A 20,204-nucleotide genomic window follows, 5' to 3' on the forward strand; every position below is an offset into this window, starting at 1 on the left:
TTTGCGCGCTTCAGGCATTATTGTCCTCCAATTCTTTGGCCAAAGCGATTTTGTAATATATTGATTGTAAATAATAAAAAAAGTGAAGCTATTAAAATTACTGAAGCAATCGCAGTAGCCGCTGGATAATCATATTCTTGTAAACGAACAAAAATCATTAGAGACGTTACCTCAGTTTTCCATGCAATATTTCCAGCGATGAAAATTACCGCACCAAATTCACCTAAGCTACGGGTGAATGATAACACTGTACCTGCTAGCAACGAAGGTCCTACCTCTGGCAGTACAACACGAATGAAGCTCTGAAATTTAGATGCTCCAAGTGTTTCTGCAGCTTCTTCATATTCCGGTCCTAGCTCTTCTAATACTGGTTGTACTGTTCGTATCACAAAAGGGGCGCTAGTAAAAGCCATCGCAATCGCAATTCCTAGCCAAGTATAAGAAATTTTAATATCAAAACAGGATAACCACTGCCCATACCAACCATTAATAGAAAATAACTTTGTTAAGGTAAGACCTGCAACGGCTGTAGGAAGAGCAAATGGTAGATCTATAAGGCTATTTAAGAGTAGACGTCCAGTAAAATTATAGCGTGTTAAGATCCATGCCATGAGCATCCCAAAGAATGTATTAAAAAGAGATGCGGCTCCAGCAGAAAGCAGAGTAACTTTATATGCAGTAATTACTTGTGGATTAGTAATAACCTCCCAATATTGCGATAAGGTCATTTGTGATAACTGCATTAATAAGGCGCTCATAGGGAGTAGTAAAATAATACAGGTAAAAAATAAGCTACTTCCTAAGCTAAGAGCAAAGCCTGGTAGAACATTTTTACTTTGTGTATCAAACATGATTACTCATGCCTCATCGCTAAGAGCTTATCTAGTTCACCACCGCTAGCAAAATGCATTTGATTGATGCGATCCCAGCCACCAAAATCTTTTTCTATTGTCAAGAATTTTGTATATGGAAAACGATCTTGATTTTTTTTCATTAATTGCACGTTATTGACACGATAGTAAAAATTAGTAATAATTTTTTGGGCAGGTGGTGTAAAAAGGTAACGAAGATATTCTTTCGCTACTTTTTCAGTATGGTTTTGAGTTAGGTTTTTATCAATCCATGTTACCGGAAATTTTGCCATAATATTATTTCTCGGAACAATTACTTCGTAACCTTGCTGTAAGTATCGATTGCAAATAGTATTGACTTCGGATTCAAAACTAATTAATACGTCACCTATCTTATGGCTAACAAAGGTTGTGGTAGCGCCTCGACTGCCTATATCAAATACTTCTACATTATTTAGTAATTTTTTCATAAACTGCTCAGTTTTTAATATATTTTTACCATTGATGCGTTGAGCGATACCCCATGCAGCTAACCAAGTATAGCGTCCGTTTCCTGAGGTTTTTGGATTAGAAAAAATCAATTTTACATCTGAACGTATAAGATCGCTCCAATCTTGGATATGTTTCGGATTACCCTTTCGTACTAAAAATGCCATTGTAGAATAAAATGGTGAACTACTGTTAGGTAAACGATTTTGCCAATCGGGAGGGATAAGATGACCCTTGTCGTGCAAAATCTGAATATCAGTAACTTGATTATAGGTCACTACATCTGCTTTTAATCCTTGCAAAATAGATAATGCTTGTTTAGATGAACCTGCGTGAGATTGTTTAATAGTTAACACATCATTAGGATGTGTTTGTACCCATTGTTTTTCAAATGCAGAATTCAAAGCTAAAAATAATTCACGTGACACATCATAAGAACTGTTAAGTAACACAGTAGCCTGTGCACTAGTACCCAGCACCAACGAACATATACAAGCTATTATTTTTTTTATCGTCGGTAATGTCATTACATCTCCTAAAAATCAATTACCTGATCATAGAGAAATTGGTTAAATGTATTAGTCAATCTAGTAAAATATAGCGGCTTTATATATCATTTTTTGTGTCTGAATAAAAACAAATCTAAGTACATGAAAAAATTGATTTATAAAGTCATTACCTAGTAAAATATACTAAATTTTCTCTAAAAGTTTTTTTTATAAAGCATAAAACGTTCAGTGAAATATCGCCAAATATTTTTACTATGATATGCGCTCTTGTCTCAATGATATCGTTTGATAAATAATTGCTAACAATCTTATATATTACTATAATTCTACACAACCTTTTTTCTGTTACTTGTTATTATTAGTATTCTAAATAATGTAGTATGCTATCTCTTAACTTGTATACGATCACTTATTATTTTATTGTGTCAGTAAATTATTATTCTATTCTTAGAATAAGTCTGACTTTTATTTACAAAATCACTTTGGTAGTAACAAAAATCTCTTAGAGCCAGAAGGTCACTGAAATACTTTGATATAAAATAGACAGAACTATACATTTTGTTAATTAATACTTGAGTCTAGCAGCGTGCATTTTCCATTATTTAATAGATATATGATAGACGGAATATTTCTGGCACTATTTAGTTTTAATAAAATTCTATTATCTACTATAAACTGCAATATGTCCCATCAATACTTATCTTAATAAATATTATATCTCTGGTAATATGATAAGCAATATAGTCTCTTAGTATATATAGTTATATTTTAAGAGGTCTTAAAAGTAATAACTTAGTATATTTCATCCTCTATCTTTAATTAGTATTTAGTGTATTTTAGCTATTTCTATAAAATTAATGTACCTTATTTAGTAGAGAATGTGGCATAGTAATAATACTAAGTAATATTAAGTAATACTAAGTGATACTATAGTGTGTAATAAAGTTTGGTAGATTACCATACCCTTCATGTGGTATTATACTAACTACATCTTACATTAGAATCTTGTATTAGATGTATTACTATTGATGAATTTTTATAATACTTCCTGTGTTTTTCTCCGAAGAACATTTTAAATCTGGTTTGACCAGTTTGTGAAATATAGATATCTATAGTGTATGTTAATGATTTAGAGATTTTAGAAAGTTATTCAGTTATGTATAAGAAAGTTATCTTTTTTCTATATCATAACTATAAATCTTATCTGAAAGGGTGACAAAATAGTTATAGCCATGTATTTTGTGTAATACCTGAATAATCTTAGATAATAGAGAAATAATTATCAATAAATTTTGTATAATTATAGAAATGGCTAACATTAATCTCCTAAATATGTATGATAAGATATAAAAAAGTTGACCTCATTGAGAGGTTTTGTGATATATCTAACGTTACCGCATCACTGAGCTTACTAAAATATCTCCAAGAAACCCCGGTTTAATCTAGATATAGTGTTTCTGCACATTTTAATTTAGATAATGAGATTATAGACATAATAATAAATGATACGTCATTAAGTTTATAAGAAAAATACTACATTTAAAAAATGTACATAATATTTAGCACTTTAGTAGTGAAGATTCATGTATTTCTGTAAACATTAAGGCTTACCAGCCTATATTTGATATCCAATATATATTAACTCGTCTCTAATAATGAGATCTGTATACTGATTATTAACAGATACTCCTAACTTAATCAAGCGTATTAAAACGCTGCCACCTTCTAATTATACTAAGTACGGAATAACATTTATGGATATTCGTAAACTTAAAAAATTAATTACATTAGTTGAAGTATCCGGCATTGCTGAATTGGAGGTCTCTGAAGGCGAAGAGTCAGTGCGTATTATTCGCACGGTAAATCACACCGGTCATTCTGTTTTACATAACACTCATGCAGCGCAGACAACCCAGAAATCCGTTACAAGCACTGAACTGCCATCAATGATTACACCAATTCAGAAAAGATCTTATTTATCTGAAGTAGGAAGTTACATAGTTCGATCTCCTATGGTTGGGACTGTTTATCTTACTCCTAGTGCTAATGCATCAGCATTTGTAAAAGTTGGCCAGAAAGTTCATTCTGGTGATACTTTATGTATTGTAGAAGCAATGAAAATGATGAATCATATTGAAGCGGAGCAATCCGGTATTGTAAAAGCGATTTTAGTTGAAAATGGTCAACCTGTTGAATTTGATGAACCACTGCTCGTCATTGACTAACGAGGGCAACTATGCTGGATAAAATTATTATTGCTAACCGTGGTGAAATTGCACTACGTATTTTGCGTGCTTGTAAAGAGCTTGGCATTAAAACTGTAGCAGTCCACTCTACAGTGGATCGAGACTTAAAACATGTTCTGCTTGCTGATGAAACTGTCTGTATTGGCCCTCCTCCGTCAGTAAAAAGTTACTTAAATATTCCAGCTTTAATTTCAGCTGCAGAAATTACTGGTGCTGTTGGGGTTCATCCTGGATATGGTTTTCTTTCTGAAAATGCTGATTTTGCTGAGCAAATGGAACGTTCAGGATTTATCTTTATTGGGCCGAAATCTGATACTATTCGTCTTATGGGTGATAAGGTATCAGCAATTGCTATCATGAAGAAAGCAGGTATTCCTACAGTGCCTGGTTCTGATGGGCCTTTAACAAAGGATATGGGTAAAAATAGAGAATTTGCGAATCGTATTGGTTATCCAGTGATGATTAAAGCCTCTGGAGGCGGCGGTGGTCGAGGCATGCATGTTGTAAGGAGTGATCGAGATTTAGAACAATTAATATATATGACTCAAACAGAAGCACAGGCAGCTTTTAATAACAACATAGTTTATATGGAGAAGTATCTAGAAAATCCACGTCACATTGAGATCCAGGTTTTAGCTGATGGACATGGTAATGCTATCTACCTTGCTGAGAGGGACTGCTCAATGCAGCGTCGACACCAGAAGGTAGTAGAAGAAGCGCCGGCTCCTGGTATTACTGATAAAATGCGGCGATATATAGGAGATTGTTGCTCTAAAGCATGCATCGATATCGGATATCGTGGTGCAGGGACCTTTGAGTTTTTATATGAAGATGGTGAATTTTATTTTATTGAGATGAACACACGGATTCAAGTCGAGCACACTGTTACTGAGATGATTACAGGTATTGATTTAATTAAAGAACAATTACGTATTGCAGCCGGACATCCATTATCAGTTAAAGAAGGAGAAGTTGTAATTCGTGGACATTCGGTAGAATGTCGTATTAACGCTGAAGATTCTCATACTTTTGTTCCTAGTCCAGGAAAAATTACTCGTTTTCATGCTCCTGGTGGGTTTGGTGTACGCTGGGAGTCACATGTATATGCTGGCTATAGCGTGCCATTATATTATGATTCAATGATTGGTAAGCTCATAACATTTGGAGAAAACCGTGATGTAGCTATTGCCCGTATGAAAAATGCATTAACCGAGTTAATTATTGATGGAATAAAGACTAATATTAAACTTCAGATGGACATTATGTCAGATGTTAACTTTCAGTTGGGTGGAGCTAACATCCATTATCTAGAAAAAAAACTCGGCCTAATGGAAACATAACAATTATTATTTATTTTTAATAGATTAATCGAAGTATTTTTAATTAAATTTTAGAAATAGATAATTATATTTAGTCGTTTAATATGTGATCAGAAGCTATAGATAATTGATTATTTATGATTAATTTATCGTATAAGATCTAAAATATTACTTATTAAATATCTGGACCGTCACTACTATGCAAAACTAGTAGGTAATTGATCTAATATGTTATGTACTTTATCATTAATGATAGTGTGTCTATATAGGCATATAGGTGTTAATATATATTCTATATAACATATAACATAAGATATAGAATAAGATTCTAAACAATTAATGTTAATATTGTTGAAATGCATTTTCATTTATGTATTTATAAGAGATTGCTTATGCTAAAATAAGATTGATGTTACGCCATAATAGCGATGACAAGCAGATGTTTATAAGAGTTATGTTTTATTTTTAATAATAACGACTCACTTAAGTTATTATTAGTAGTTTTATGTAAATAAAAATAACTAATACAGTTATAATGCTTAATATAATACACTATATAATAGTGAGAATACTCACTGAACTCACTGCATGATAGTTAAAACTAGGTAGTAATTATTACTATAAGAACCTTGCGTAAATAGATATCTTCTACTTTGTATAAAAGTAAAAAAATAATTTCACGCAAGACTAAATAACTTAAGAAATGTTAAAATAGTACTAAACTGGTCTCTGTATATACATTTAAATTAAAAAAAAATACTTTACATTATTAATCTCTTAATGCTTTAAAGAATTAGATAATGTGATATTTGGGATCTAGTATCTATAAGATCTATTGAGCGTTATATAGTGTAAAGTATAAGTATTACCTGTTAGAATAAGAATAATTATTAGTCCAATCATTCTCCAGCAATATTTTAAAACTTAGTAAATTTTATATTAACATTATTTACAATGAATAAATTACAAGAAAATGCAAAAAAATCATTATAGTATTTTTTATGAAAATCTATTTATATTATTATGCAAGTTATAATGATGTGGTATTTTAATAAAAACAAAAATTTATATATTTTATATATATGATTGTTATCAATTTTATTATAATCACGGTTTATTAATATAATAGATTTGTTGTATATTTTTCTTTTGACGTAATTGTTGTATTATCAATCTTATTTGGCTGGGGTGCAGGGATTCGAACCCCGGAATACTGGTATCAGAAACCAGCGCCTTACCGCTTGGCTACACCCCAGTATAATTGGTGGCTACTACGGGAATCGAACCTGTGACCCCAGCGTTATGAGTGCTGTGCTCTGACCGTCTGAGCTAAGTAGCCAAAAATTTATTTTATATTGTTATAAGTTGTAATAATTAATATTATTAATGACTGGGGTACCTGGATTCGAACCAGGGAATGCCGGTATCAAAAACCGGTGCCTTACCGCTTGGCTATACCCCATTTGGCTTTGACTATTTAGTAAAATGGTGCGGAAGGCGAGACTTGAACTCGCAAACCTTTCGGCGCCAGAACCTAAATCTGGTGCGTTTACCATTTCGCCACTTCCGCTAACATAAAATTATTATAATATAAATATAAATTGTAATTTATGAAATTTAGTCTCAATTTATAAAAGATTAATATTTCATTTTATATTATGATAATTTATCCTTTCTGCGTCAACTAATTTTTAGTACCGATAGGGATTAAATATAATCTAAATACCCAGTAACTAGTAATATAGTTATATAACTAGTTGTATGCGGATTTTTTTTGATAAAATTTTTATTTTTTTATTATTAATAGATGGTCATCATAATCTAATTAATACTATTTATGTATCTAATGTTATCAAGACAGGGTAATATACTCAGATTTATCCTAAATCTACTGAACTTTTAGAGGATTTTTATTTCAATTAGGATTTTACAATGATTTATCTAATAAATCCTGCAGCTCTCTTAAACATGTAATCTGCCAGTCTGGGTTAATTCCATGCGGTGTTTTGCGACCATCATGATTCAACCAACAAGTTGAAAAGCCAGCATTGATACCGCCAACAATGTCAGATTCTAGAGTATCGCCAACCATAAGAACCCTATGAGGTATAGGGTTAGACATTTTATTTAGTGCAAAATTAAAAATTTCAGGATGTGGTTTAGCATAACCAACTTGTTCAGACGCTATAAGAAGATTAAAGTATTTTGACAAACAGTTACGTGTTATACGGGCTTCTTGTAATGCGGCAAAACCATTTGTAATAATACCAATTTTTACCTTTCCATACAGGTTACTTAGTAGGTCTCTTGCACCAGGCAGCGGAGTGCAAACTTCTCCCATTGCTTTTAGAAAACCGTTATTTAGCTCATCAGTAGTAACACCTAACTTATTAGCCCATTCTGCAAAGCGATCATGTTGTAATTTTGAGAGACTAATAGAACTTTTTTGATAGTCTATCCATAGTGTTTTATTAACAGATTGATATTTATTGTAATCATCACGAGTAAAGTAGATTTCATATTTCTTAAAAAGCATTCTCAAACCAGAAAAGGAATCAAAATAAAATAGTGTATCATCGGCATCAAATAATATCCACTCCCATTTTATTAACATAAAATTGCTCCCTGTGATATTGTAAGAGCCATAATAATAGCATCTTCTTTTCCATTAGCTATTGGGTAATAATTTGCGCGAATAGTAACCTCATTAAAATCAAGACATCTGTATAGCATGATTGCAGGATAGTTTGAGCACCTTACCTCGAGTCATAATGTTTTAATGTTACGCGCTTTAAGCTGATCTATTAAATGTTGTAATAACATTTTCCCTAAACCACGTCTTTTAAAGTTAGGATCTACAGCTATATTAAATAGATTTGCTTCATCTATTACGAGCTGAGTAATAGAAAAAGCAGCCATAACACCGTCAACCATAAGACAGAAATTCAAATACCGAGCCCCTTGATTTTTAAAAAATGTTTTTTTTATTGATGGATGGGTGTGGCTTCTCTGCTCAATAATAAATGCAGCATTAAAGTGATACGGATAAAGCAAGGAAATCTGATTCATGTAAATTATCTATTAATTATAGGATGCATACTATTGCATATTGTAAGTGTATTGTTGTTTTTTTATTTTTAATTAGTAAAAATATATAGTTAAGTGTAATCCTCTAAATATTACTCTGTATTTTTTATACATGTCTAAATAAAAACCTGTTATTCAGAATTTAAAAACACCTAGAGACTAACAATTGAACTATCTTGTATCTAATTTTTTTACATTTATAGATTATTTAGAAATATTAAAATTTATATACCTTAATTGTCAAAATCATTATTTCTCTTCTTTTGCTATATAACTAATAATCAAAATCTTCAAAAAGATCTTCATTTAGTTAAAATTCAATAAAAACTATAAATTAACTTACTTATTTCAAGTGTAATTTATAAAACAAAGTATAAAATAACATATCTTACACAATAAACAAGAGATTGCATTTAACTGATATACAATGCTAATCTTCTTAATATATTCATAAAAATATTTTATCTAAGTATTTTAGATTTTTTCTATTGATAAGTTTTTGTTATATAGAAAAAATTATTAACTATATTTATAGATGACTTTATTTCGTAAAATATAAAAATAAATTTTTATATTCCTGGATAAAATGCATATATAAATATATATTTTAGAGCTTTTATATTTTTTATTTATTATGTAATATTTATTGTTTAACATGATTAAAATATTCTTTTAAATTGAAAATTTAAAAGAATAAAAAATAAATTATAATATTTCAATATTAAGTAATGAGTATATTTAATCATGTTTATTTATTTATTGATTGATCATATTATATATAATATTTGATTATATAAATATCTATATTTATTATAAATAAATTACTATATAATTTATTTATAATTTAAATTATAACATTTAAAAGATTTTTTATGATTAATCTTTACTAAACATTTACTTAAGATGTTTTTTGATATTACATATCTAATTAAGTTTTCTATGAGAATTTTCTCTTAATATAAAAACCTAGTTAAGAAATAAATATATATGATACATTATATTTTTTTACTTTTCAATAAGTACTAATAGAGAATGTTTTTTCTTAATTGAGATATCATCTTATATGATAAGGACTCACATCAGGAATTACCACTATTATTATAATTCAAATAATTGCGTATATATTACGATTTGGTCTTATTTAGAGAAGATATTACTCATAAAATAAATTTATAGCAGTGTTATATATTTAATCCTTTTATTTGCATATCAGCATGGTAAGATGATCTGACTAAGGGCCCACAAGAAACATGTAAAAACCCCATAGCAATGGCTATTGCCTTTATATTATTAAATTCAGATGGATTGACATATCTTTTTACTGGTAAGTGCCGATGACTTGGTTGTAAGTATTGTCCAATAGTTAGCATGGTAACTCCATTACATCTAAGATCATGCATAACCTCTTCCACTTCGGAGTTAGTTTCGCCTAGACCAACCATTAATCCAGATTTAGTAGGAATGTCTGAGTGATATGTTTTAAAGGTTTTAAGTAACTTGAGTGAATTTTTATAATTTGCACCAGGACGTACCAAATGGTAAATGCGTGGGACGCTCTCTAAATTATGGTTGAACACATTCGGGGGTGTGATACTAAGGATCTTGAGCGCGCGGGTCACGCACCCCCGAAAATCAGGAACTAGAATTTCAATTTTTATAGAGGGATTTATTTCACGAATAACACTGATACAGTTAGAAAAATGTTGGGCACCTCCGTCATGTAAGTCGTCACGATTTACTGAAGTTATTACTACGTGTTGTAAGTTCATTTCGTAGAGGCATTTTGCTATATTATTTGGTTCATTAATATTTGGCGGCATAGGGCGACCGTGTGTAACATCACAAAATGGACAACGGCGAGTACAGGTTGTACCTAGAATCATAAAAGTAGCTGTTCCATTACTGAAACATTCAGATAAATTAGGGCAGGAAGCTTCTTCACAAACAGAATAAAGATTGTGTTTACGTATGATGGACCGCACACTTTGAACACGACTAGAGTCAGTTGGCAATGTAATTTTAATCCATTTTGGTTTACGTAAGATATTGACATGATTAGCTTTATTTGTACTAAGTGGCGCTGTATTTAATGTACTGACAGTGTGATATTTTGGGTTATTTGTAATCATAAGTGAAAGTTCACAATTAATTAACTAGATTATAGACTCAGGTCTATCGTTTGAATGGTTGTAGTGTGAGATTCTATTGTAAAAAATTTATTCAGTTTTTTTAATTAATATCATCAATAATAAGTATATCATATTAGGTATGATAACTAAGTGGTATTATTCTCAAAATGTTAAATATATTTATTTGTTGATTTTTAGATAATTTTATAATTTGATGATACATCTGCGCTAATTCCAAGTTTGTATTGTATCTTTAAAATAAAAAGAGAATCTTTTTTAGAAGAAGATAGAAACAATAAGTATTATTTCCCTCGAAGATTGAGAAACATTTATTATAATAAATATCTACTCATAAAAGTACATGAGTATAAAAAAACATTAATATATAATATGTTTTTAATGAACAGCGCGTAATTTTTCTTTTGTAAGTATTATATCAGTATATTTAATTTACATAGAATATTTATATAATTTAAGATCACAGTTATTATATAATTAACATGATATTTTAAGAAGCGTAAACTTTACTTGAGCAAAATAGTTAACATAATTGTGCTAATCTATGTTTTTTACAGATTTTACTGCATGCAAACTAAAGAATACACCATATATTGTGTTTAATCTAATGAATTATATTCAGATAAAGTACCACTCCTATCCCAATAACTCTTGTTAATGGCTAACTGATTCATTAAGCTATGTATTAATATTGGCTGAACCTCTAAGAGGGTTATCTCGGGTTTCTTTTGTTTTAACTGGGTCATTTCAAGCAAAGGATCTCCGCAAGGGTCAATATATAGAAAAGGGGTTAAATCCATATTAATGTTAAACGCTAAACCATGATATGAGCAATTATTTCGCACACGCAACCCTAATGAACATATTTTTTTGCCATCTACATATACACCTGGTGCCCCAGGTTTTCTATATGCCTTGACAGAGAATATAGCTAAAGTCTCGATTGCTGTTTGCTCAAGGGCAACTACTAGTTGATGAACCCCAATGCATCGCCGTTTTAGGTTTATCATTATATATAACATTTGCTGACCTGGACCGTGATAAGTAATTTGCCCACCTCGATCACTCTTCATAATAGGAATATCTGTAGGTAATAGAAGATGTTTTTTTTTGCTTGCCTGACCTTCTGTAAATACTGGAAAGTGCTCTACCAGCCAGATTTCATCTGGTGTCATATGATCTCTCTGATTGGTAAATTTTCGCATAGCACACGAAACAGATAGCCAGTTATGCAAACCAAGTGGTCGAATAATAAGCGTGTCTGGAGACAAAATATGCATTCCTGTTCCTATAGGTCATACTAGGTTTTTTTTAATCTTCAATAAACTTTACTACTAGTTAGAGATAATCCATATATAATGACTTTATTCTCTTAAGAAAAAATATCTCCACAGATATTTTTGTATTAAGTTGTTATAAAACCATAAAAACTTTTTCAATATTACTTAATTTATCATATAGTGTATCTACTTGTTGAATATGAGTTACAGTAATGGTGATAGAAATTGAGGAATATTTTCCTTTTCGGCTAGTTTTTAGTGCTGGAGTATACTCACCAGGAGCATATATTTGTACTACTTGAATGATTGTCTCGACTAAACTAGGACATGAGAGAGCTATAATTTTATAAGTAAATAATGTAGGAAACTTAAGAAATTTTATAAGATTACTTTTCATTGATACCTCTATGCTATCAGTTTAGGTTTGGGAATAAATAATAAATGACTTACATTTTAATTATATACATTTTAATTATATAGATTATTTAATAAAATATATCAGGAATAATGATAGTAATCCGCAAAAATCTATTCATATTATATTATAATTGAGTATAAAATAATGTATCGCATTATAGCTAATTAGCTATACGTATTTTTATTAAATATTGACAAATATATCCATCGTTAGATAATTATAAAATCTACATCAGTTGTTATTGGGGTATAATTTTCTATTATATTATTACATATTATATGCACCATGATTAAGATATAGCTTATCAGGTGTATCAATCTATGATTTCTATAGAATAAATTAGTAATGAGCAACTATATATATCTGATGATTACTAATAATAATTTTAAATATTATTTAATGATGCTTCTTGATAAGTTTAGTAGAGAATGAATAACTCTGTATTTTATATCTAATTAGTATTTTATATTGTCTATGAATTTTAGTTATAGTATTATTTTGATTTTATTTTAGGGGCATTTAATCTCATATGGATAATTTACTAAGAGAATATCATAAAGAAAATGGACATAGATTGAATCTATGAAATAATTTAATATTATTTTGTAGTATGTAATGTGACGCATTCTCTTTTTGATATATATTCTTCAATAAGAAATATCCATAAAATTATTAAATAATCATATAAGTGACCACGTGTTTTTGTGGAGTCTTTTTATTAGAAGTGATTATATTATATAATTCATATTATGAAACAGTATCATGAAAATTATTCAATAGACAGAGTGTTGATCTCTATCGCATTAATAAAAAGTTACCACCTAAAACATAACATAATAATATATTATAATTAATATAAGCTTTTTGTATTAGTGTATTCACTAATGGTGGTTTAATGGACTACTGCTACATATTATTTAGATTGTGAGCTCTTATCTAAATAAGAAGCTTTATTTAAATATCTAACATAAAATATGTACAAAAGTTCTTTAATAATCCAAAATTTTATATTGTCAATTTCTCAAAATTATGCGTTAATTTTCACCCAAGTATTCCGCAAACCCACAATACGATTAAATACTAAATTAGTTGAAGAAGAATGCACATTATCGGCACAAAAATATCCCTCCCTTTCGAATTGGTAGGGGAGTGAGGGTTTTGCATTATGCATACTGGGCTCAATGAAGCCATGTTTAATAACTAGTGAATTTGGATTTAATTCTTTGATAAAATTATCTGTTGTTAATGGATTAGATGAATTAAATAACCTCTCATATAAACGAAATTCTGCAACAAGCGCATATTTTGCTGATACCCAATGAATTACTCCTTTTATCTTACGACCATCACTTGGATTTTTCTTCATGGTACTCATATCACAGGAGCAGCACAAGAAAATGATATTACCTTGGGCATCTCTTTCCACACTTTCTGCCTTCATTACATAGGCGTAACGTAAACGCACCTCTCCTCCTAAGCTTAGGCGTTTATAATCTTTTTGCTCTTCTTCTTGAAAATCAGCACTATCAATATAAATTTCTTGTGTAAATGGAACTGAACGTGTTCCAAGTTCATTTTTTTTTGGGTAATATGGTATATTAAGTATCTCTTCGTAATTTGATGGAAGATTCTTAATAAGAACTTTAATTGGGTTAATGATAGCCATCACTCTTGGTGCGTGAGCGTTTAACTCTTCACGAATGCAGCTTTCAAGCGTTTCCATATTAATTATATTTTCTTTTTTTGTAACACCAATACGACGGCAAAATTCACGTATAGATGTTGCCGTATAGCCTCGTCTACGCATACCTGCAATAGTAAGTATTCTTGGATCATCCCATCCTTCTACAATATTTTCAGTAACTAGACGGTTGAGATGTCTTTTAGAGATGATAGTGTATTGAAGATTAAGACGTGAAAATTCATACTGTTGTGGATGTGCAGAAATATTGATATTATTTAAAATCCAATTATATAGACGACGATTATCTTGAAATTCTAGTGTGCATAAAGAGTGAGTGATCCCCTCTAGTGCGTCGGAAATACAATGGGCAAAATCATACATTGGATATATACACCATTTTTTTCCGGTTTGGTGATGTTCTTCAAATTTTATACGATATAGTACTGGGTCACGTAGAATGATAAAAGGTGATGTCATGTTAATTTTAGCACGTAAACAGGCATCACCTTCAGAGATTTCACCATTACGCATTTGAGAAAATAATTTTAAATTATCGCGTATACTACGATTGCGATACGGGCTGTTTTTTCCAGGTGCGGTTAAAGTGCCACGATATTCGCGTATTAGATGCGACGATAACTCATCAACATATGCTAAGTTTTTCTGAATGAGTTCAATAGCATATTGATATTGTTTTTCAAAATAATCCGAAGAATATCGAACTTTACCATCCCACTGAAATCCTAACCAAGTGATGTCACGCTTAATGGATTCAATAAATTCTGTATTTTCTTTTGTTGGATTTGTATCATCAAATCGTAGGTGACATTTTCCTTTATACTCCTGAGCTATGCTAAAGTTTAGACAAATGGATTTCGCATGACCAATATGCAGGTAACCATTAGGCTCTGGTGGAAAGCGAGTACGCACTATTTTATGCACGCCCTCTGCTAGATCTTTATTGATAATTTGCCGAATAAAGTTAGTTGGGTAGCTTGAGATCTTACTCATTTTAATGTCCTCAGTAAAACTGATGAAATTTTATTTAAAAATATTTAAAGCATAATATTTTTATAGTAAATAGTTACTCTTTATGCATCAGATATTATTTATTACTACATTAGTAGAAGTAAGCAGTGCATCTCATTATTAAACTTATTAAAATACAGTATAAAGAGATTTTATTAATAGTGCATCACTTGTTTTTGCATTATTTAGATGTGCTATCTCTACGAGATCAGAGCTGATCTATAGAGGTAATGAAATCTAAATTTAGAAGAGTATTATAAATAGTATTATGATTTTCTAAATGATTCACGCCGCGTAAAAAAAGATAGATTACGCCACCAAAGTGTTTCTGATAATTATAATCTATTAAGCGATGACGTAAATATCGATGCAGTGCCAATGTGTATAATTGGTACTGTAAATCATAACGATGCTCTCGTATGGCCTGAATGATTCTATCCTGGGTATAATAATTTCTACTTTCACCGAACCAATGAGATTTATAATCTAATAAGTAGTATTTATTTTTCCAGAGAAATACTAGATCAATTGAACCTTCCAGCATACCTTGAATTTTATCAAATTTAAGTGGAGGAAGGCTCGCCGATAATGGATCTTTTTTCATAATCTTGTTTAGTTTTTCTTCTGTAAGTGATTGTGAAAATGGTAAACTAAATTTTAGTTCTACCTGCTTATCCTTTATAGGTATATTGTATAGATTGGCACCAGTTGCATTTAAAGTAGTATGAAGAATATTCTGAATCCATTCATGTATCACTGGTACCCACTCTTGGCTGAACCCATGATAGATAATCTGCTTCTCCAACCAAGTAATACTCAATGGTAAACTGAAATCTAGACTTGATAATAATCTATGAAGGAAAATCCCTGATTTAGCACCTCTTGGAAAAGTATGTTGTGTATATTGTGTATTTTTCACTATTCTACTGCTTGATTGGTTTACGGCTAAATGAATGCCAAAGCTTTTGGGCGATAATCTATCTATACTATTAATATTGCTAGTATTAGTAGTATTATGTTTTTTTAAAAGATCTGAATAACTTGTGATTGTCCAATGTTCTTTGAGAGGGTATGGTAATTTTTGGATATTAATTTTTTGAATATCCATAGCATTACGATCGATATCCTGCCATTGTTGTCCCTTTTGTCCTAATGCCATAGTAAAGGTAATAATTTCTCCATTAAGCACTTGCAGTGCAGATTCCAAACCACGGGCGTGCATTGCTTGTCCTTTTTGAATTAAATAACCTAATGCACTACGATGTACGTGGCTTTTACCAGTTTTTTTGCGAAAACCGATAGATAGTGGTGCAATACCAACACTACAGTGAAATATAGAGCGTGTAAGTGCCACATATAACAAGCGTAGATCTTCTGACAATCTCTCCTGGTCAGCTAAGATCATATTTTTAGTGTTTTGTTCTAAATCAAGCACAGTGGTAAAGGTTTTATTATCATAAAAAATTGCATTTTTTGCTTCACGAAAAGTAGCAGCAAATGGTATCCATACCAACGGATATTGTAATCCTTTAGATTTGTGGATTGTGATAATTTGTACTAAATTATGATCACTTTCCAGGCGAATACGGTGATCAGGTTTGCAGGTATTGGGTTGCTGAATATTTTTTGTTAGCCAGTTGATTAAAATTTGTTCATTTGCACATCCAAAAGAGGCTTCTTGTAACACTTCACCTAAGTGTATCAGATTGGTTAAACAACGTTTTACATGTAAAGGTGATAATATATTCTCAGTGATTTTTTCCTGAAGCATGAGTTTACGGATCATAGATAATATACCATATTTTTTCCAACATTTTTGATAATCAATGAATCTGTTTACTAAAGAATTCCAAGCTATTTCCTGACTTTGTATTGAATAAACAGTTACTGTATCTATGCCTAAAAATTTCGTTGATAGACTGCTTCGTAAAATAAATTTTTTTTCTGGTTTTAATATTGCCTGTAAAAGATAGAGCATCTCTTGCGCTTCTAATGTAGAAAAGATACTATCTTGATTAGAAAGGTATACTGATGATATATTTAATGCATGTAGAGCTTTTTTTACTATTTCTGCTTCGCTTCGCCTGCGTACTAATATGGTAATATCTGAAGCTTTCACTTGTTTTTGATTGTTCATATAACCGAAAAAAGCTTTACCATTTTTACTTTGATGCAACCAATGACTAATTTCTGCAGCACATTCCTGTGCCATAAATTCCTGATAATCACTGATATTAACAATATTACCTGGCTGTAGATAAAATTTTAGAGCAGGTTGTATTTTTTCGTTTACAGTAAAATGCAAGTGATGATTAGGTGTGGCTGATTGAATTGCTATAAAGGGTATTTCTTGAAAAACAAATGGATTATAATGATTTAAAAATAAAAGATTCACAGCATTAACCATGTTTTTTGATGAGCGCCAATTTGTTTCTAATGTATAGCGCTCCACAATGTCAGAGCGTGCACGCATATAGGTAAAAACATCTGCACCTCGAAATGCATAAATTGCTTGTTTAGGATCACCTATTAATAATAGTGCACTATAAGATGTGTCATGATATATAGCATGAAAAATATGATATTGTTGTATATCGGTATCTTGAAATTCATCGATTAACGCTACTGGATAATTCTTTTGAATAGTTTTAGCCAATATTTTACCATTTGGTGCATGTAATGATGAATTAAGTAGAGTTAAGAGATCATGAAATCCAATTTTTGCACGTAAAGATTTTTCTTGTTTGATAGAGTATCGAACCTGTTGCAGTGCTAGAGCTATAACACAATCATAAAGGGAGAGGGGATGCAAAAGGAAACTTTCAATCTCCCGAAAGATTGGGTGATGTGGTGGTTCTCCATTTGTGCTTTTATTTAGTAATGCACTTTGACTAAAATTTATTAGATATTTTATTACAAAGTAGTCTACTGTTTCAGTTTTTGCCCATTTTGTAATATTATCCAGCCAGTATGGTAGATTTTTTCTATTGTAACTGCGGCGATCAATGTTAGATTTTTCAATTAATTCCTGTATATTTTGTGCATTTAGCCACGATTTTTTAATATTTTTAATACGTTCTATGATTTTAGTATGCTGTTGTTCGATGTTTTTATAGGTTGTGTTGGTTGTTTTTAAAAAAATCTCTTCCCTATATAGCCATGGCAATAATGTTTTTAGTAATTGCTCTGGCCCAGCCCAAAGTTTTTGGACAATACGAGCAATTTGGTTTGGTAACGGATAACAATAGCGCCTCCAGAAGTCAAATATTGCTTGACGTTGCAATGGGGTTTCATCTATAAGCAACTCCTGCTTGAAAAGCACACCAGACTCAATAGGGTGCATATATAAAATACGTTGACAAAACCCATGTATAGTAAAAATAGCGGCTACATGCATGTGACGTTCGGCTATTGATAAATACAAGATAGCTTGAGATAAATTTATTATTTGAGAGATTAGCTGTTTGAAGATTGGGTTGGAAGTTTTTCCACGAATACAAGCAATACGTAATTCATGTATATTATTACGAATCCTTATACGTAATTCAGCCGCAGAAGCTTCAGTAAAGGTGACTACTAAAATTTCCTCGACTGATAATCGTCGTATAAAATCTGATTTTCCCCCTAAACCCAGTAGAAGACGTAAGTAGATCAAGCCAATTGTAAAGGTTTTTCCAGTCCCTGCAGAAGCCTCAATGATTACTTCACCTTTTAGAGGCAGAGTGAAAGGCTCTAATCTAGAATAACCTTGTTGCATAATAAATAAATCCTGGCTAATTAATAGAATATCTCAAGGATATATCTATCTTATTGGTATTATTTTCTTGTATATATTTAAAATATATACCAGCGCCATGTATAATTTCAGTACTCTAATTATAAATATTTATTGGATTTTAATTTTTTTAGATAGATTCATAATTTACCATTTCAATATATAAATATGTTTAAATATTTTTCTATTTTTATAAAAATAAATGCTTATCTATTAATAAAATTTAAACTATAAAAATATTATTATTAAATTGATACGAATATAATTTTTTATTGCTATCATTCTATTTTATTTTGTATAGAAAAAAATTCTTAAAAATTTGTAAATTTTATATAATAATATATTTTATATACTTTATAGATATATAGATATAAAAATAGATTATAAATATAAAAATTAAAGCACTTATTTATCATTTTATTATTATATTTTATGATTTTTGATCATTAATAAATAAATAAACAAATAGAAAAAATTTATTTATTTATTTAGAATAATATTCTAATTTTATTTAAAATTACTTTTTTATGTATAGAGTTAAACTTACCATAAAAAATGGATATTTTTATAGAATTATGAGACAATTAATCAAACATAATATAATTATGTTGTATATAAATATTACTATGATAACATATAGTATGTTAGATGATAATTTTAATTAAAAACATAAACAGTAAAATACTACTTTTATAGTATCCTTTAGTAAAAAGGTACCATTTTTGTTTGGAGTTTATATTTAAAATAAAAATATTAAGATAAAAATATATAATTAAAGGTTATTTTGATCAAACTGCATTTGATATATATTAATTGTAAAAATATGATAATTTTTATAAATTTGATTTAATTTTAATTAAATATGATTTAAGTAATAAAAATAGAGATTTTTTTATATCTAAAAAAACAAAGATTTATCAAAATAATATTTTGTCTCATAGATGTAATAACTAATAGTATTTTAAATGTTATTCTAAAATTTTTATATTCTCTGACTATTATTAATAGTATGTCTGCACTATGAATAGGCTATAAAATATATTAATATAATAATATTAGAGAAATATAATTATAGCTATTTGCTTTTTTATTGATTGCAATATATTTTATTGTTCTCATCAGAACAAGATATAAAAGCGTGTATATTATTATTTATAGCAATGTTAATATCTTCTTTGTTAATTAATATGTTAATTTTACAAGTAAGTTGATATCTTATATACATATTATAGAAATATGAATATATGGATTACACTAAAATACAAGAAGATTGATAAATTTTTTGAAAGCAAGACCTTTATAATTATATTAAAAGTAGTGAGGTAATTCAATAACTTTATTAAGTTAATATACTACATCATAGTTCATTT

Annotated in this window: 10 protein-coding genes, 4 tRNA genes and 1 pseudogene; 2 read left to right on the top strand and 13 right to left on the bottom strand. The window is 29.8% G+C overall.

Features of this window, described 5'->3' with window-relative positions:
- Positions 1-17: 17 nt before the first annotated feature.
- Entirely contained in the window at positions 18-851 is an 834-nt protein-coding gene (gene cysT, locus ERCIPSPA2889_RS01685) for a sulfate/thiosulfate ABC transporter permease CysT (protein WP_157989140.1), read from the bottom strand.
- A gap of 2 nt (positions 852-853) precedes the next feature.
- On the bottom strand, positions 854-1,867 hold the full coding sequence (cysP, locus tag ERCIPSPA2889_RS01690; RefSeq protein ID WP_157989141.1) for a thiosulfate ABC transporter substrate-binding protein CysP: 1,014 nt from the start codon (positions 1,865-1,867) through the stop codon (positions 854-856).
- Between the two features lie 1,736 nt (positions 1,868-3,603).
- Between cysP and accB the strand changes: the two genes are divergently transcribed.
- Both accB and accC read left to right on the top strand, forming a co-directional pair.
- Entirely contained in the window at positions 3,604-4,074 is a 471-nt protein-coding gene (gene accB, locus ERCIPSPA2889_RS01695; protein WP_157989142.1) for an acetyl-CoA carboxylase biotin carboxyl carrier protein, read from the top strand.
- A gap of 11 nt (positions 4,075-4,085) precedes the next feature.
- The gene (accC, locus tag ERCIPSPA2889_RS01700) at positions 4,086-5,435 is read left to right on the top strand and encodes an acetyl-CoA carboxylase biotin carboxylase subunit (protein WP_157989143.1); all 1,350 of its coding nucleotides are present in this window, start codon (positions 4,086-4,088) and stop codon (positions 5,433-5,435) included.
- A gap of 1,159 nt (positions 5,436-6,594) precedes the next feature.
- On the opposite strand, the gene ERCIPSPA2889_RS01705 is transcribed toward accC, so the two are convergent.
- The 11 genes and pseudogenes from ERCIPSPA2889_RS01705 to recB all read right to left on the bottom strand — a co-directional run bounded on the left by ERCIPSPA2889_RS01705 (position 6,595) and on the right by recB (position 18,816).
- A tRNA-Gln gene (locus ERCIPSPA2889_RS01705) sits at positions 6,595-6,669 on the bottom strand.
- A 7-nt stretch (positions 6,670-6,676) separates the two neighbouring features.
- Positions 6,677-6,753, bottom strand: a tRNA-Met gene (locus ERCIPSPA2889_RS01710).
- Positions 6,754-6,804: 51 nt separating this feature from the next.
- Positions 6,805-6,876: transfer RNA gene (locus ERCIPSPA2889_RS01715), tRNA-Gln, on the bottom strand.
- 24 nt (positions 6,877-6,900) lie between these two features.
- Positions 6,901-6,984: transfer RNA gene (locus tag ERCIPSPA2889_RS01720), tRNA-Leu, on the bottom strand.
- A gap of 357 nt (positions 6,985-7,341) precedes the next feature.
- Positions 7,342-8,028 carry a pyrimidine 5'-nucleotidase gene (gene yjjG / locus ERCIPSPA2889_RS01725; protein ID WP_157989144.1) on the bottom strand — a complete coding sequence of 229 codons (687 nt, stop codon included), beginning with the start codon at positions 8,026-8,028 and terminating at the stop codon, positions 7,342-7,344.
- Positions 8,022-8,483, bottom strand: a pseudogene (rimI, locus tag ERCIPSPA2889_RS01730) (ribosomal protein S18-alanine N-acetyltransferase). The gene yjjG and the pseudogene rimI overlap by 7 nt, the downstream one beginning before the upstream one ends.
- A 1,199-nt stretch (positions 8,484-9,682) precedes the next feature.
- Complete coding sequence (gene lipA, locus ERCIPSPA2889_RS01735) at positions 9,683-10,630, bottom strand: lipoyl synthase (RefSeq protein ID WP_157989145.1); 948 nt, start codon at positions 10,628-10,630, stop codon at positions 9,683-9,685.
- 617 nt (positions 10,631-11,247) lie between these two features.
- Complete coding sequence (lipB, locus tag ERCIPSPA2889_RS01740; RefSeq protein WP_174232571.1) at positions 11,248-11,919, bottom strand: lipoyl(octanoyl) transferase LipB; 672 nt, start codon at positions 11,917-11,919, stop codon at positions 11,248-11,250.
- 142 nt (positions 11,920-12,061) lie between these two features.
- On the bottom strand, positions 12,062-12,325 hold the full coding sequence (ybeD, locus tag ERCIPSPA2889_RS01745; protein ID WP_157989147.1) for a DUF493 family protein YbeD: 264 nt from the start codon (positions 12,323-12,325) through the stop codon (positions 12,062-12,064).
- A 1,048-nt stretch (positions 12,326-13,373) separates the two neighbouring features.
- The gene (glnS, locus tag ERCIPSPA2889_RS01750; protein WP_157989148.1) at positions 13,374-15,041 is read right to left on the bottom strand and encodes a glutamine--tRNA ligase; all 1,668 of its coding nucleotides are present in this window, start codon (positions 15,039-15,041) and stop codon (positions 13,374-13,376) included.
- 226 nt (positions 15,042-15,267) lie between these two features.
- The gene (gene recB, locus ERCIPSPA2889_RS01755) at positions 15,268-18,816 is read right to left on the bottom strand and encodes an exodeoxyribonuclease V subunit beta (protein WP_157989149.1); all 3,549 of its coding nucleotides are present in this window, start codon (positions 18,814-18,816) and stop codon (positions 15,268-15,270) included.
- Positions 18,817-20,204: the final 1,388 nt, after the last annotated feature.

This window comes from Candidatus Erwinia haradaeae (genome assembly GCF_900698985.1).
Lineage (GTDB): Bacteria > Pseudomonadota > Gammaproteobacteria > Enterobacterales > Enterobacteriaceae > Erwinia_E > Erwinia_E haradaeae_B.